The sequence below is a fragment of the Paraburkholderia caledonica genome (genome assembly GCF_000383275.1).
In the GTDB taxonomy this organism is placed as follows: Bacteria; Pseudomonadota; Gammaproteobacteria; order Burkholderiales; family Burkholderiaceae; genus Paraburkholderia; species Paraburkholderia caledonica.
Map to the genome: position 1 here is coordinate 25651 of NZ_KB911054.1, position 15061 is coordinate 40711.

10 protein-coding genes are annotated in these 15061 nt (G+C 58.3%); 7 read left to right on the forward strand and 3 right to left on the reverse strand.

The window, feature by feature from the left end:
* Nucleotides 1-455 precede the first annotated feature (455 nt).
* Complete coding sequence (locus H281_RS35195) at nucleotides 456-845, forward strand: DUF1345 domain-containing protein (protein WP_084690246.1); 390 nt, start codon at nucleotides 456-458, stop codon at nucleotides 843-845.
* Between the two features lie 333 nt (nucleotides 846-1178).
* On the opposite strand, the gene lon is transcribed toward H281_RS35195, so the two are convergent.
* On the reverse strand, nucleotides 1179-3557 hold the full coding sequence (lon, locus tag H281_RS0133035; RefSeq protein ID WP_027805154.1) for an endopeptidase La: 2379 nt from the start codon (nucleotides 3555-3557) through the stop codon (nucleotides 1179-1181).
* Between the two features lie 33 nt (nucleotides 3558-3590).
* The gene (locus H281_RS0133040) at nucleotides 3591-3995 is read right to left on the reverse strand and encodes an Hsp20/alpha crystallin family protein (protein WP_027805155.1); all 405 of its coding nucleotides are present in this window, start codon (nucleotides 3993-3995) and stop codon (nucleotides 3591-3593) included.
* A gap of 832 nt (nucleotides 3996-4827) precedes the next feature.
* Here H281_RS0133040 and H281_RS0133050 point away from each other — a divergent pair.
* The 5 genes from H281_RS0133050 (at nucleotide 4828) to H281_RS0133070 (ending at nucleotide 11996) form a co-directional block, all read left to right on the forward strand.
* Nucleotides 4828-5253, forward strand: a complete 426-nt coding sequence (locus H281_RS0133050; RefSeq protein WP_020071408.1) for a TOBE domain-containing protein — start codon at nucleotides 4828-4830, stop codon at nucleotides 5251-5253.
* Between the two features lie 747 nt (nucleotides 5254-6000).
* Nucleotides 6001-8277, forward strand: a complete 2277-nt coding sequence (locus H281_RS0133055; RefSeq protein WP_027805156.1) for an FdhF/YdeP family oxidoreductase — start codon at nucleotides 6001-6003, stop codon at nucleotides 8275-8277.
* A gap of 263 nt (nucleotides 8278-8540) precedes the next feature.
* Nucleotides 8541-9929, forward strand: a complete 1389-nt coding sequence (locus H281_RS0133060) for a cytochrome ubiquinol oxidase subunit I (RefSeq protein ID WP_020071410.1) — start codon at nucleotides 8541-8543, stop codon at nucleotides 9927-9929.
* Between the two features lie 4 nt (nucleotides 9930-9933).
* The gene (cydB, locus tag H281_RS0133065) at nucleotides 9934-10941 is read left to right on the forward strand and encodes a cytochrome d ubiquinol oxidase subunit II (RefSeq protein WP_020071411.1); all 1008 of its coding nucleotides are present in this window, start codon (nucleotides 9934-9936) and stop codon (nucleotides 10939-10941) included.
* A 143-nt stretch (nucleotides 10942-11084) separates the two neighbouring features.
* The gene (locus H281_RS0133070) at nucleotides 11085-11996 is read left to right on the forward strand and encodes a bestrophin family protein (RefSeq protein ID WP_020071412.1); all 912 of its coding nucleotides are present in this window, start codon (nucleotides 11085-11087) and stop codon (nucleotides 11994-11996) included.
* Nucleotides 11997-12048: 52 nt separating this feature from the next.
* Here the strand turns inward: H281_RS0133070 and H281_RS0133075 are convergent, their stop codons facing one another.
* On the reverse strand, nucleotides 12049-13689 hold the full coding sequence (locus H281_RS0133075; RefSeq protein WP_123282732.1) for a methyl-accepting chemotaxis protein: 1641 nt from the start codon (nucleotides 13687-13689) through the stop codon (nucleotides 12049-12051).
* A 437-nt stretch (nucleotides 13690-14126) separates the two neighbouring features.
* Here H281_RS0133075 and H281_RS0133080 point away from each other — a divergent pair, with 437 nt between their 5' ends.
* Nucleotides 14127-15050, forward strand: a complete 924-nt coding sequence (locus H281_RS0133080) for a bestrophin family protein (protein WP_020071414.1) — start codon at nucleotides 14127-14129, stop codon at nucleotides 15048-15050.
* Nucleotides 15051-15061 lie beyond the last annotated feature (11 nt).

The window sequence follows — 15061 nt, forward strand, 5'->3', positions numbered from 1 at the left end:
GCCTCCGGCACGACCTCGAGCCGGGCCCTGGGTATGGGGTCGCCCCTTCCGTCGGGAAGCCCATACGTCCCTTCGTCGGCGTTCTGGAGCGCTAGCTCGATATCGGCCAATGCGCTGGTCGCTTACGTTTCGCAGGGACTGATTGACATCGTCCTGCGCCGACCCTTGAGCGTCGTCCTCGCGCTTCTTTGGCCTCGTCGCCGGGTTCTTCGTGAGATGCCCGTCGTCCGCGATGGTGTTGTCCCGGCCGCCGCGTAGCTCGCGCAGCACTGCGTCGAGACGCGTACGCTGCTGCACAATGAACTCGTCACTCAATTGAGTCCGTGCGGCAGGCATAAGTTTCTCCCATTCCTTCGAAACGCTTTATTCGCTTCCCATTTCGCTCTTCCATTCATTCACGCAATCAAATTCTCAATGACTAGAATGACGAACGGATTCCAAACGGACTTCATCCAATGAGCTTCTATCCCCAGGCGCTTCGCAATCGGCCCCATATGATGATCAGCTTTTCTCGTTGGACTTTGCGTCGCACTGTCCGCCCCCGGGTACACCGTCGCGGGCCGCGCATACTACTCGGTTGGGACGCCGCAGTCTGGACGTATCTTTTCATCATCTGGTTTCCTATGGCATTGGCTAGCGAGGAAGACGTACGAACCAATGCCCGGCGCGAGGACCAAAATGCGGTGACCGTGCCGACAGTGATCTGCACGGCGACCATTGCCAGCATTCTCGCGATCGTCGCTGAGTTGTTCGAAGATCTACCGGCGAGTGCGTTCGCTCAGATCCACGTGCACCATTCCCAGACGCTCTCGATAGGGAGCCTGAGTCGATTGAGGCGCAGCTAAAGCCGCCCCTGTTCGATGTATTCGCCAACTCCGCTTGGCAAACTTCTCGCGATCCTTGTCAGCATCGCCCCGGTGAATTCACCATTGACGAGTTCCTTCCAGGCATCTTTAAGACACGCGTGCGGCCACCGTCGGCCACTAGAAGCGAGGTAACATCGACCATCTTTCATCTCCAACTATGGTCTTAGCGGCACATTGGCCGTCACGATTTCTCCTGTTGCCGCAGTGTGAATGAATGGCGGTGCTTACAAGCTCCGAGTCTTCCCGAAGCCTCATCTCCCGTTCGTCTTTTTCGACTCATGGATCCACGTTGCGGTCCGCTTTAACGAATTCTTACTGGATAAGTTCGCGCATCGCATCGTCGACAGTCTCCAGCAACACGAATCGCATCTGGTTGCGTGCGTCCACAGGAACATCCTCCACGTCGGCCGCATTGCGCGCGGGCAGCAAGACTGTGCTGATACCGCCCCGCAATGCGGCAAGCAATTTCTCCTTGATTCCGCCTACCGGCAGGACAATGCCGCGCAGGCTGATTTCGCCGGTCACGGCACAGTCGCTGCGTACCGCTCGTCCCATGAAAAGCGAAGCAATCGCGACGAACATGGCGACGCCGGCGCTGGGTCCATCCTTAGCAACCGCGCCTGCAGGCACATGAACGTGAATGTCGCGTTTGTCGAAGCTCGAACAGTCGATATGCAATGACTCGCAGCGCGACTTCACGAGCGTCAACGCGGCTTGGACACTCTCCTTCATCACGTCGCCCAATTGGCCCGTCAGCACGAGCCTGCCGCTGCCCGGCGTGCTGCTTGCCTCGATGAAAAGCAGATCTCCGCCGACCGGCGTCCACGCAAGGCCGGTCACCACGCCTGGCAAGCTCGTACGCATGGCCACCTCGCTTTCAAAGCGACGTTGCCCCAGTATCGACGGCAATCGATCGGGCTCGACCCGTTCAGATATAGAAGGGTCTTCCGCCACGCGCAACGCGACGTACCGGAAGATTGCACCGATCTGCCGCTCCAGGGCTCGCACGCCGGCTTCACGCGTGTAGTCGCGGATGATGGCTCTCAGCGTTTCATCGGGTAGTTCGCATTGCGCGGCCGTCAAGCCACATGCCTCCAGTTGACGCGGAACCAGAAACCGCCGCGCGATCTGGAATTTCTCGGCCTCGGTATAGCCGGGCAGATCCAGTATCTCCATGCGATCCCTGAGGGGACCGGGGATGCCCTCGGCCTGATTGGCCGTGGCCACAAACACGACTGCCGACAGATCGAACGGCACAGCCAGGTAATTGTCCCGAAAAGACGCGTTCTGCTCCGGATCCAGTACCTCGAGCATCGCCGCTGCGGGATCACCGTGTATGCCCTGCCCGAGCTTGTCGAGTTCGTCGAGCATCATGACGCAGTTGCGCGCGCCCGCTTTGCGGATAGCTTGAATGATATTGCCCGGCATCGCACCGATATAGGTGCGCCGATGGCCGCGTATTTCTGCTTCGTCATGCACGCCGCCCAAGCCGACCCTTACAAACGGCCGCTCCAGTGCACGCGCGATGCTCTGGCCCAGCGATGTTTTGCCGACTCCAGGCGGTCCGAGAAAGCAAAGAATGGGCGCCTTGCCACCTGGATTGAGTTTTCTGACGCCGAGGTATTCGAGGATGCGGCGCTTCACCTTGTCCAGGCCGAAGTGCGCTTCATCGAGTGTCTGACGCGCACGAGCGATGTCAATAGGCGTTTGCGGGGGAAGCTGCCACGGAAGTTCGGTCACCCACTCGAGGTAGCTCACACTGATCGAATACTCCGACGAAGCCTCCGGCATTCGCTCCAGTCTGTCGAGTTCTTTGCGCGCATGAGACTCGACATCCGGCGGCATCTGTGCCGCTTGGATTGCGTCGTTCAGCTTGCGGACTTCCTCGCGGCTTTCGACAGTCTCGCCAAGTTCGTTCTGAATGGTCCTGAGTTGCTCGCGCAACATCATTTCGCGTTGGCGCTGGTCCAGCCGGCCACGCGTTTGCTCGCCAATTTCCTGCGACAGGCGAAGCACGTCGATGCGTGCCGCAACGGCGTCCAGCACTTTATCGAGCCGCTTGCAAACGTCGAGTGTTTCCAGAATCTCCTGTTTGCGCTCCGGTGGAATGTCGAGCAAGCCGGCAATGGTGTCGGCGAGCAGGCCCGGCGCCTCGATTGCATCCAGTGCCCTCACGAGATCGACACCCGCGTTCGGCAGCAGTCCGATCATTTCCCCCGCACGTTGCCTTAGAACAAGGGCCCGTGCATCGATGGCGGAGTTGCTAGGCGCGGTATCGGGCAACAAGTCGACCCGCGCGGCCCGGAATCCAAGGCCCTCTACTGGGGCAAGCAAGCGAAAGCGCTCGACGCCCTGACAGATCAGGTGATGGGCACCATCGTCTGGACTCGTGACGTAGCGCACCACGTTCGCCACCGTACCGATCGTGTTGAGACCATCGAAGCCCGGATCCCGTGCTTGAGGATCGAGTTGTAATACGATGCCCAACGGCTTCTGGCGTCTGACGGCGGCCTGCACGTCCTCCTTAGACTGTTGTCGCCCAGCGGTAAACGGCAACACCATGCCAGGAAACAGCACGGCGTTGCGCACCGGAAGCAGGATCAAGGTCTCTTCGGGCATCGCAGATGCCGCACTTATGGCCTGGCTCGCCGGGCCGGACTCGGAGGTGTCGCTGTCGCTATCCGTGGTCATCCTCGTCCCTCGAATTGACGGCGCTTGCCGGACTCAATCCAGCCTGTCAAAGGCCAGCACCAGACACCCGTGTTCGACCCCGCGTCGCGCCAGCCGATAGCGGCCGTGTGGAAGCTGAATGCGGCGCTCGAAACGGCCATAGGGAATTTCCATGCAATGGACCTGCCCAGCGGCGAAGGCGCGAGGCAGCTTTCTTTCGGCCGCGACGATCAGCGTTTCGCCTTGTAGGTTCAGACCGATCAGATCGGGAGAAACGCCCGGCAACGCAACCACGATCACAATCTGCGCGTCCTGCTCGAACACCTCGATTGGAGGCTCCCAAATGGGCGTTCGGGCGTGCTGACCTGCCAACCGGAAGAACTGCCTGTGCAACCGCTCCGCCCTTTCGATCGCGTCCACGGCGGCTTCCCACATGATTGTATGGCGAGTGAAAGTCACGGGCCGACTCCATGCCTGTTCGATCGGCGCAACTCTGCCGCGTCCATTCATCAAAGGCCATTGGTGCACGTCTGTCAAGTATGCCCGCGGGGCGTTAGCGCATAAGCGTCACCGGTACAAGAACGTTTTGTGGTCGGCACACACTTCACAGCGATTCGCGCAGTCACATATCGCGCCAGAGTCGCCGCAGTTCAGGCCGAAGCCAGTAGTTGCTTCCGATACAAAACATCGGAACATAATTTTGCTGTGCCCGCGTAAGCTGTATCAAGACGCAAACGTCTCGGCGTTCAAACGCATCGGCTCGCCGCGCAAGCCGCCCCGAGTCGCAGTCGCGGCCTTCTCATAAATCAGCTCACGGTGCTGCTCGAGTTCCTGCACCGGATCGGATTTGTGCTGTCCGGGCGAAGATAGCCTGCGCAGAACCACCTTGCTTAGGACGCGAAAATGATGGACGCTGTCGACGTTGATGCCCGAACCCTATCGTTTCGTGCCCGGCGATATGTGCGGCCTGGCTGCCTTCTAAGGTGTTGGTCATCTTCGTCTCCGTTTGCTGGTTGTGAAAAAAGACTGGCACGAAGAAACCCTGTCGATGGTGAATTTGCAGGGCAGTCGAAATGGGTTTCGTGCGCGCCAGACGAAACCTCAAACCCACCGGTGCAGCGACGTGCATGCGCTCCGTTGAATCGCGCAAACGACGGCTAGAATTTTTGGCGGGCGTCGGCCTCAAGCAGCTCTATTAAAGGTCTCTACTAAGCGCCCCTAACTCCGCCTATGCTATACCTAAGAAAGATCGGTACTTGCAAGAGGCGTTCAGACCGCATCGGAGAAAAGCATGCGAACCAGTGCACGTAATCATTTCGCAGGTCATATCGCCGACGTAAAGTCCGGCTCGATCAACGACGAGGTTATCCTTCGTACAGACGACGGTCTGGATGTCGTGGCGATCATTACGCTACGTAGCGCCGCGTCATTGGGGCTTGTGAGGAATTCCGCCGCATTCGCGCTCGTCAAGGCGTCGTCGGTACTCGTGCTCGTCGACTTCGACAGTCACAAGATATCTGCTCGGAACTGCATCGCAGGAACGGTTTCGGCAATCGTCAAAGGAGCCGTGAATGCAGAGGTTGAGATCAGTGTGCCACAGGGCGCGAAAATCACCTCGATCATAACCAATGAAAGCGTGGATCGACTGGGTCTTGCCGCCGGCAAGCCCGCGACTGCCGTATTCAAGGCGTCGAGCGTGATCGTCGGAGTGGAATAGGCTTCGATCTTCGCGATTCAGCCGAACCAGAATTGGAGCACAGGGAGTCGCAACCATGAAGCGAGAATCATCGAGTCGGCGTACAGGGTTCCTGAGTGACCTGAAGTGGATGGTGATTCTCTGGTGTCTGGGGGTCGGAGCCACCGGACTGCTGGTACTACCGATTCGCTTATTAATAGCAGCGGCGATGAGCAAATAGACTCTCGCCTTTCTTTGCGTGTGCGGTCGCACGCCGCGCAATCCGCCGACACCCACGAAGGCGCAGATTCAAGGGGCGATGTGAGCATATCACTCGTTCGTCGAGGAGTCGCCAGCGTCGACCACTCCAATAGAAGCTATCGGGCCGACATAGGTTAACAGTGGTTCGCCTTGTCAATAGAATTAAATTGAAGGTACCTCCCTGTGCTCGCAATTGCCTCGCATACGCATTGATGCCCTAACCCTGGCAGCTTCGATCTGCGTGGCCTACTTTGAGAGCATCAGGTCGCGCGTGATGTTTTGTAGGACGAATTGAGCCCGAGAACGAGGAGACACTCGACGATGACGAAGCCCCGTGATACCCGCCAGACAGATCGAATAGCGTGCGCCTCAGTCGCGCTTCACCATTTTTTGGCTTGCGCAGGACTTTACATTAACTAAACTAAGTCGCAGAACGAGCCATATCGTAAGCCGCGCAGCGGCACATTTCTGAAGCCGTAATTGGGTTGTGTCCGTGGAAGGGACTACCCTCGTTTATTGGAGGTTCATGTGGCCAAGCTACGCGACGTGCCAGGTATCAGGCCGTACGAAGGTCCCGCTGGCGGTTGGGGTGCACTCAGGGCGACCGCTCAGGCGATCCACAGTCAGATGGACAGCATGGAGGCGCCGATCACGCTTCTCAGAACGAATCAGCCTACCGGCTTCGATTGCCCGGGTTGCGCCTGGCCCGACAAGGAACATCGATCCACTTTCCAGTTTTGCGAGAACGGTGCGAAGGCGGTTACATGGGAAGCGACCACTAAGCGCGTGCTGCCAGAGTTTTTCGCAAGCCATACCGTCAGCTCGCTGCTGAAGATGACCGACTATGAATTGGAGGACATGGGGCGGCTCACGCACCCGCTCGTGTACGACCGTGCAACTGATACCTATCGCATCGTCGAATGGGAAGATGCGTTCGCCCGGATCGGCGAGATCCTCCGCACGCTGAAACCAGATCAGGTCGAGTTCTATACGTCGGGCCGTGCATCGAACGAAGCTGCGTATCTATATCAGTTGTTTGCGCGCGAATACGGCACAAACAATTTTCCCGATTGCTCGAACATGTGTCACGAGCCGACAAGCGTGGGATTGCCGCAGTCAATCGGCATCGGCAAGGGTACTGTATCGCTTGACGATTTCGATTCGACGGAACTCATCATTGCGATGGGCCACAACCCCGGCACGAACCACCCGCGCATGATGGGTACGCTGCATGAAGCTGCACGACGAAACGTGCCGATCATCGTCTTCAACCCGTTGCGCGAGCGCGCGCTGGAGCGCTTTGCCGATCCGCAGAGCATGTTGGAAATGGCGACCTTTGGGTCCACCCGAATTGCGTCGACATATTTCCAGGTCGACGCTGGCGGCGACGCGGCGGCGCTGAAAGGGGTGATAAAGGCGTTGCTCCAGATGGAAGCCGAGCAAGGAAACGTCCTTGATCGGGAATTCATTGCGGCACACACGGAAGGGTTCGACGCCTGCGCCGCGGATGTTGAGGCGACCTCGTGGGACGACATCGAAAAGGCTAGTGGTCTAGCACGCGCAGACCTTGAGCACGTGGCCATCGCCTACGCAAAATCGAACGCAACGATTGTGACCTATGGCATGGGCATTACGCAGCATAACAAGGGAACGGCGAACGTTCGGCTGATAGCCGATCTGCTGCTCATGCGTGGGAACTTCGGAAAGCCCGGCGCTGGGATCTGCCCGCTGCGCGGGCACTCCAATGTACAGGGCGACCGCACCGTCGGCATCACCGAAAAGCCCACCCAGGAGTTTCTCAAGCTCATAGAAGCGGCCTGCGGCTTCACCCCGCCTTCCGAGCATGGACACGACGCTGTCCAGGCCATGCAGGCAATGATCGATGGCACGTCGAAGGCGCTTTTCTGCCTCGGTGGAAATTTTGCTGTTGCGCTGCCAGACCCCGAGCAGTCTTTCCCCGCCATGTCCAGGCTCGACCTCGCCGTGCATATTGGCACGAAGCTCAACCGCACGCACCTCCTCGTCGCGAAGGAAACGTATCTGTTCCCTTGCCTTGGACGAACAGAGCTTGATATGCAGGCTGGAGGACCGCAGTCAGTGACGGTTGAGGACTCGATGTCGATGGTCCATGCGTCGTCGGGCAAGCTTACCCCCGCGTCGGAGTTCCTGCGCTCTGAGCCCGCAATCGTCGCCGGCATCGCACGCGCCACGTTGCCAAATACCAAAGTACCGTGGATGGACCTGATCGCCGACTACGACAAGATCCGTGACCTCATTGAACAGACCGTTCCTGGCTTCGAGGACTTCAATGCGCGTATAAGAGTCCCCGGGGGATTCAGGCTGCCGCTTCCGCCGACCGAGCGAAAGTGGCATACGCCGACCGGCAAGGCGATGTTCTCTGTGTACAGCGGCGTAAAAGAAGATGCCGACGTGCTCGGCGCCGAAAACGTGCTGCGCCTAATCACGATCCGTAGCCACGATCAGTACAACACGACCATCTACGCAATGGATGACCGGTATCGAGGCGTATTCGGCAGGCGAGATGTCCTTTTCATGAACCAGGACGACATGGCCGAACACGGGATCGAGCATGGCGACCTCGTGGACATCGAAACGATCACCTCTGGCAGGCCGCTCAAGCTGAGCAACATCACCGCGATCGTCTACAACATTGCAAAAGGTTCGGTCGCGGCGTATTACCCGGAAGCCAACGTTTTAGTCCCGCTCGACTATATCGACAAGGAGAGCGGGACGCCCTCGTACAAGTCGGTGCCAGTGCGGATAGAACGCGTTACGACGCCCTGACTCTGGACGATCCTGTTTCCCCGGTACGGCGGCGCATTGCCGCCGCTCTACCGGCACTCAGGCGGCCTTGGCCGGGCATGATTTCACCGGACGATACACGATCGCCTCGTGCAAAAAGTTGTCGCGGCGAGCCGTCAGCCGGGCTTTACCGTCACCAGAAATTGAATTTCAGACAGATCCAAATCAGCCGCGTCGTCGGTGCACGGCCACCTGCCGTTTGCCTTCATCCGCCCGCCGTCATCACGTGAAGCTATGGACCGATCATGGATATCTTCGACGCCTTTCATCTCGCCAGGCTGCAGTTTGCATTCACGGTGTCATTTCATATCGTCTTCCCCGCGATCAGTATCGGCATGGCCAGCTTCCTCGCCGTGCTGGAATGGCGTTTTTTGCTGACGGGCGACAAGGCCTACAAGGACATGTACCTGTTCTGGTCGCGGATCTTCGCCGTCGGCTTCGGAATGGGCGTCGTCTCCGGGGTTGTCATGGCGTACGAATTTGGCACGAACTGGAGCGGATTTTCCCTGATTGCGGGCAACATCACTGGGCCGCTACTGACTTATGAAGTTCTCACGGCTTTCTTCCTGGAGGCCGGCTTTCTCGGGATCATGCTGTTTGGATGGCATCGCGTCAGCCCCCGCGCGCACTTCTTCGCCACATTCATGGTCGCAGTGGGCACCCTGATTTCGACGTTCTGGATTCTGGCTTCGAACAGCTTCATGCAAACGCCGCAGGGTTTCGCGATTGAAAATGACCGCATTGTCCCGGTGGACTGGTTCAAGGTGATTTTCAATCCGTCGTTTCCGTTCCGTCTCGCACACATGACCATTGCTGCGTTCATCGTCGCAGCGTTCATCGTCGCCGCTTGCGGTGCCTGGCACCTGCTCCACGGACGGCGCGACGTTCCGGTCAAGCGCAGCTTTTCAATGGCGCTGTGGATACTGCTGGTGCTCACACCCATACAGATCCTGGTCGGTGATGCACACGGCCTAAACACGCGCGAACATCAGCCAGTGAAGATCGCAGCCATAGAAGGACTGTGGGAAACCGAGCATGGCGGCACCGCGCTGAACCTGTTCGGCCTGCCCGATATGGACGCCGAGGTCACACGCTACGCGATCCAGGTGCCTCATCTCGGCAGCCTGATCCTCACGCACAGCTGGAATGGGGAGATTCGCGGGATGAAAGAATTTCCACGGGAAAATCGCCCATATTCGCCGATCGTGTTCTGGACGTTTCGCATCATGGCGGGTCTGGGCATGTTGATGCTGTTGACCGCGGTCGTCGGCCTGCTGTTGAGGCGCAACGGCCGGCTCTACGAAACCGGCTGGTATCAACGATTCGTGTTGTGCATGGGGCCGTCCGGCATCGTCGCGTTGCTGGCTGGATGGGTCACGACGGAGGTAGGCCGACAGCCCTGGACTGTGTATGGCGTCGTGCGTACGGTCGACTCCGTATCGCCGATCGGCAGCCAGCAAGCGGGTGTCACGTTGCTGATACTGGTCATCGTTTATTTCCTTGTGTTCGGCACAGGCGTCTATTACATGCTGAAGATGATGAAGGCGGGTCCTTCCGCAGGCCTGGAAACACGCGAGTCATTGAAGTATCCACAATTGCACAATCGTGCGCTAGACGTGCTGGAAGGAGAATAACGTCATGCAAATCGATCTTCCTGTTGTGTGGGCGTTCATTATCGGACTTGGCGTCTTCATCTACGTCATGCTCGACGGATTTGATCTGGGCATCGGCTTGCTGTTTCCATTTTTTGAAGAGAAGGCTGATCGTCACGTCATGCTCAATACCGTCGCCCCCGTTTGGGACGGCAACGAAACGTTTCTGGTCCTTGGCGGTGCTGGACTCTACGGCGCATTTCCCGTTGTTTATTCGACGCTCCTGCCGGCCAACTATATGCCGCTGATCCTGATGGTGGTGGGTCTGATTTTTCGCGGCGCGGCGTTCGAACTGCGCGCGAAGGCGAAGCGCACGCAGCACGCATGGGATCTCGCATTTATTGGCGGCTCGGCACTCGCGGCACTGTGCCAGGGCATCACGTTAGGCTCGCTGCTACAGGGCATCAAGATTGTCGACTCCCGCTTCGTCGGCGACCCATTCGACTGGCTCTCGCCGTTCAGCCTGTTTTGTGGCATCGGCGTACTGATGACCTATGCGACGCTAGGGTGCGGCTGGCTTATCCTTAAGACGGACGGGGAATTGCAGCGCAAGATGCGCGAGTTGATGCGGCCCCTCGTGATCGCGCTGCTGGCGACAATTGGAATCGTCAGCCTGTGGACCGTTATCGGACTGCCTGCGGTGGAGAAGCGCTGGTTCGGAAGCGGGCAACTCGGGTGGTTCCTACCCGTGCCAATACTTGTTGTTCTCTGCGTCTGGGGCATTCTCCGCTCAGTGCGACTGCAACACGAAGCAATGCCATTCCTTCTCACACTAGCTATCTGTTTCCTGGGCTACACCGGTCTCGTCATCAGTATCTGGCCGTATATCATTCCGCCCTCGTTGACGATCTGGGATGCTTCGTCGAGTCATTCGAGCCAGCTCTTTGCGCTCGTTGGCACTGCCATCGTGCTGCCGGTCATTCTCGTCTATAACGCCATGCAATATCGTGTATTCCGTGGGAAGGTGCGTGAAGGAGACCCCGGATACCATTGACTCGTACCGCGCAGTGGGCGGTTACCTCGCGCCGAGCCGAACCGAGCCGAACCGAACCGAACCGAGCCGAGCCGACAGCCTATTGGAACGCTATCCGGCACGGTCCGAAAAATGCGCGGTTTGACACATAACAAGAGCACATCATGATCGTAAGGCCAAGTGAAAACTGGCTCCGCCTACTGTTCGTGTGGAACGGCTCAGTTCTTCAAGCGATCATTCCACAACTTGTTTTCATGGCTGCCGTCAGCACACTGGCGGTATTTACACAGGGGCGCATTTTTGGGGAAAAGATTCCGCTCAATACGGCACCCTTCACGTTGTTCGGCCTCGCCCTTGCTATCTTCCTGGCGTTCCGCAACAACGCGAGTTATGGCCGGTTCAGTGAAGCTCGTCATTTGTGGGGCTGCCTCCTGATCTCCGCACGAGCGCTGACTTCGCAAATGCTCTGTTACGTTCCGGAGCAGGAAAACAGACTCCAGATCGCTCAGACAATTATCGCCTTCATCTATGCGCTCAAGCACGAACTGCGCGGCACCGACCCGATGCCCGATATCGTGCGTCTACTCGGTCAAGAACAGGCCGAACTGCTACGAGTGAAGCAGTACAAACCCACAGCGCTTCTCAATGAAATCCGCTACGAACTTGCGAGAACAAAACGGCAGGCACTCATCGACGGGACAACGCTCTGGATGCTGGATGCGCAGATCAACGAGCTAGGTGCGGCCGTCGGCGGATGCGAGCGCATCGCCTCCACGCCGATCCCGTTTTCCTATAGCGTTCTGCTTCACCGGACGGTCTACGCTTACTGCATCATGTTGCCGTTCGGGCTGGTCGATTCGACCGAATTCTTCACGCCTTTGCTGTGTGTATTCATCTCCTACACACTGATCGCGCTCGAAGCGATTGCTAGTGAAGTGGCCGAACCGTTTAGCGTCGCGCCGAACGCGCTCGCCCTCAATGCCATGTCGCGTAACATCGAACGCTCCATTCTCGAACTGTGCGGCCGACCGCTGCCGGAAGCAGTCGTGCCGATTCGCCTTTATTACCTGACCTGAACAACGCATGCACGAGGCTTATGTTTGCCTTCCATTGTGCCCGGTCGCGGCTTCAAAATGCCGCCCAGTCGCGATCATTGACGCGGGTCGCCGTTTCTTTCCCGAGGTATCCGCTGGCAGGATGCTGCGCGACTGAAGCGGAGGAACTCATGTCGACGTCCTCTTCCATCTTGAAAACGGCGACGGTATCGCACAACGCTTGCGCCTGCTCCGCCATTGCATGAGCGGCAGATGCGGATTCTTCAACCAGTGCTGCATTCTGCTGCGTCACCTGATCCATCTGACAGACCGCGCGATGAATCTGTTCGATACCCTCGGTCTGTTCGTGGGAAGCCGCCGAGATCTCGCTCATTATTCCGGTGACCTGTTCGACCGAGTGAACGACGTCCCGAATCGTGCCGCCCGCGTCCGTAACGAGTTCCGCCCCTACCTTCACCCGTGCGACGGAATCTCCGATCAGTTCGGCGATCTCCCGTGCGGCTGTCGCGCTTCGTTGCGCAAGCGCGCGCACTTCCCCCGCGACCACGGCGAAGCCGCGCCCATCCTCTCCAGCGCGGGCGGCTTCGACAGCCGCGTTGAGCGCGAGGATATTGGTCTGAAAGGCGATGCCCTCGATAAGACTAACGATTTCCGCCACTCTGACCGAACTATCGGAGATCTTCTGCATTGTTTCGACGACGCGAGCCACTTCCTCACCGCCGCGCCGTGCGATATGCGAAGCGGCATTCGACAATTCGCTCGCTTGCCGCGCGTTGTCGGCGTTCCGGCGCACGGTCGCTGTCAATTGCTCCATGCTCGAAGCGGTTTCCTCCAACGAGGCAGCTTGCTCTTCAGTGCGCTGCGAGAGATCGATGTTGCCTGCTGCAAGCTGCTGCGTCGCGCTGGAAATCGAATTGCCGGCGTGCTTGACGTCGCCCACGATATTTGCCAATCGTTCGATCGCACGATTGACAGACGCGGCGAGAACACCCACTTCATCATGTCCGGATGCATCGAGATGGACCCGCAGATCGCCACGCGCGAGCGAGTTGGCTCCGTCCACCACATGTTCTAGCGGCCGAACGATCGAACGCGTTACTAACGTTGCTAGCCCGATCCCAACAAGCACGGCGACAACGGCAGTTGCCAAAAGCACTTCTCGCGCCGAATCGTATGCGTCCCTTGTTTCCTTTGCCGATGAGTCCATCAACGTTTGCACGTAATCGAGAAACTCGCGCTGCTGTTTAATGAGCGCATCCCGCATCGGCGCAGCACGTGAAAGAGAAGCGCGCGCGTTGGCGCTATCGTGCGCGATCAATTGCAAATAGACCGGTTGCATGGCCAATCCGTAGGCGGTATGCGCCTGCGCGACACGACTGAAAATGGCTCGCCCGGTATCCGTGTTTATCAGGCGCGGAATGGACTCGTAGATGAGATTGTCCTGCCTGATGACTGCCTGCGCCTGATCGAGCGCATCTCGTTGTTCCTCGGGCGTCTGCGCTTCGAGCGCCACATAGGCGAATTCGCTTACACGGAACGTCCCGGCTGCGAGCTGATTCGTGAGCTTCAATTCCTCGGAACGCACGTCGACAATTGCCTGTGTCGTCGCATCCATGCTCGCCATTTGCAGCGTTGCAACGAAACATACGACAACCAGGAACGCCAGGACCACTCCGAACGTGACCATCAATCTCGCGCCAATCTTCAACTTCACGTTCAATTCCCTCAACACGATCACTTCAAAATGCGGTTTATTCCGAACAGCCCGGCTGAAATCCACTCCGCCGGATCAGCTGTCGCCGGTCAAGTCCGCAAAAAAAGCCATACCTGCGCAAACTTCTAAGCGCGCATAGTCTAAGCGTTGAAGCATCGGAATTCGCCCCCTCGCAGTCCGATACTTCCAATCGCGCCGAACGGCGCGATAGCCGGCCAGCGCCAGCGCCGCACAGCGGGCATGTCCTCCAAGCGCTCGAACTGTACTCTGTGTTGCGACGACGAAGTGTGTGTGCCTGGGGGATACAAGCACGCGTATCTTCGTACCTTCGCCATGAGTGGATAACGATGTGAGTCATCAGAACACATCGCATCTGCGCATATTCACCCTAGATACACCGGACGCGCGCTCCCGCAGCCGCTTGACATCGACTCTTCATGATCATTCGCCCCGCGCCCAACTGGTTCCGCATGCTCTTCGTCTGGCATGGGTCCGTCCTGAAGGCAATTATTCCGCAACTGGCCTTTATGACGCTGATAAGTCTGCTTGCCATGTTCACGCATGGCCGCGTTTTCGGCGAAAAAGTCCCTCTGAATACGGTGCCGTTCACACTGTGCGGCGTCGCTTTAACGATCTTTCTCGCCTTCCGCAACAATGCGAGCTACGAGCGCTATTGGGAAGCGCGTCGTCACTGGGGCAACATGCTGATTGGTACGCGCTCGCTCATTTCGCAGCTACGCAGTTACGTGCCCTCACCCATGGCAGCGCCGTTCGAGAGCCGCCATCTCCCTCGTTTGCTCATCGCCTTCGTCTACGCCGTGAAACACCAGTTGCGCCACTCGGACGGCTCTGCCGATTTCATCCGCCTGCTTGGGGCCGACCGTGCAGCCGCGCTGGCGCCGCGCGTATTCAAGCCGATCGCGCTGCTCGACGAGTTGCGTCATCATCTGGCCGCGCTGAATCGAAATCGCGTGGTGTCCGATACGCAACTCTGGATGATGGATCATCAACTGAACGAACTGAGCGCCGCTGTAGGCGGTTGCGAGAGAATTCTCTCGACTCCAATTCCTTTCGCTTACGGCGTGCTTCTGCATCGCACCGTCTACGCATATTGCGCGCTTCTCCCTTTCGGCCTGATCGACTCAATCGGATTCGCCACCCCGCTTGTCTGTGTGTTCGTCTCCTATACGCTGCTGGCACTGGAGGCGATTGCGAGCGAGATTTCCGACCCTTTCGGTCTCGCGCCGAACAATCTCGCGCTTGACGCCATGACCCGCAACATCGAGCGATCCGTGCTCGAGCTGTGCAACGAACAACTGCCGCCTGCGACGCAGCCCTGCCAGTTTTTCCAACTTACCTGATTCGCAGTGGA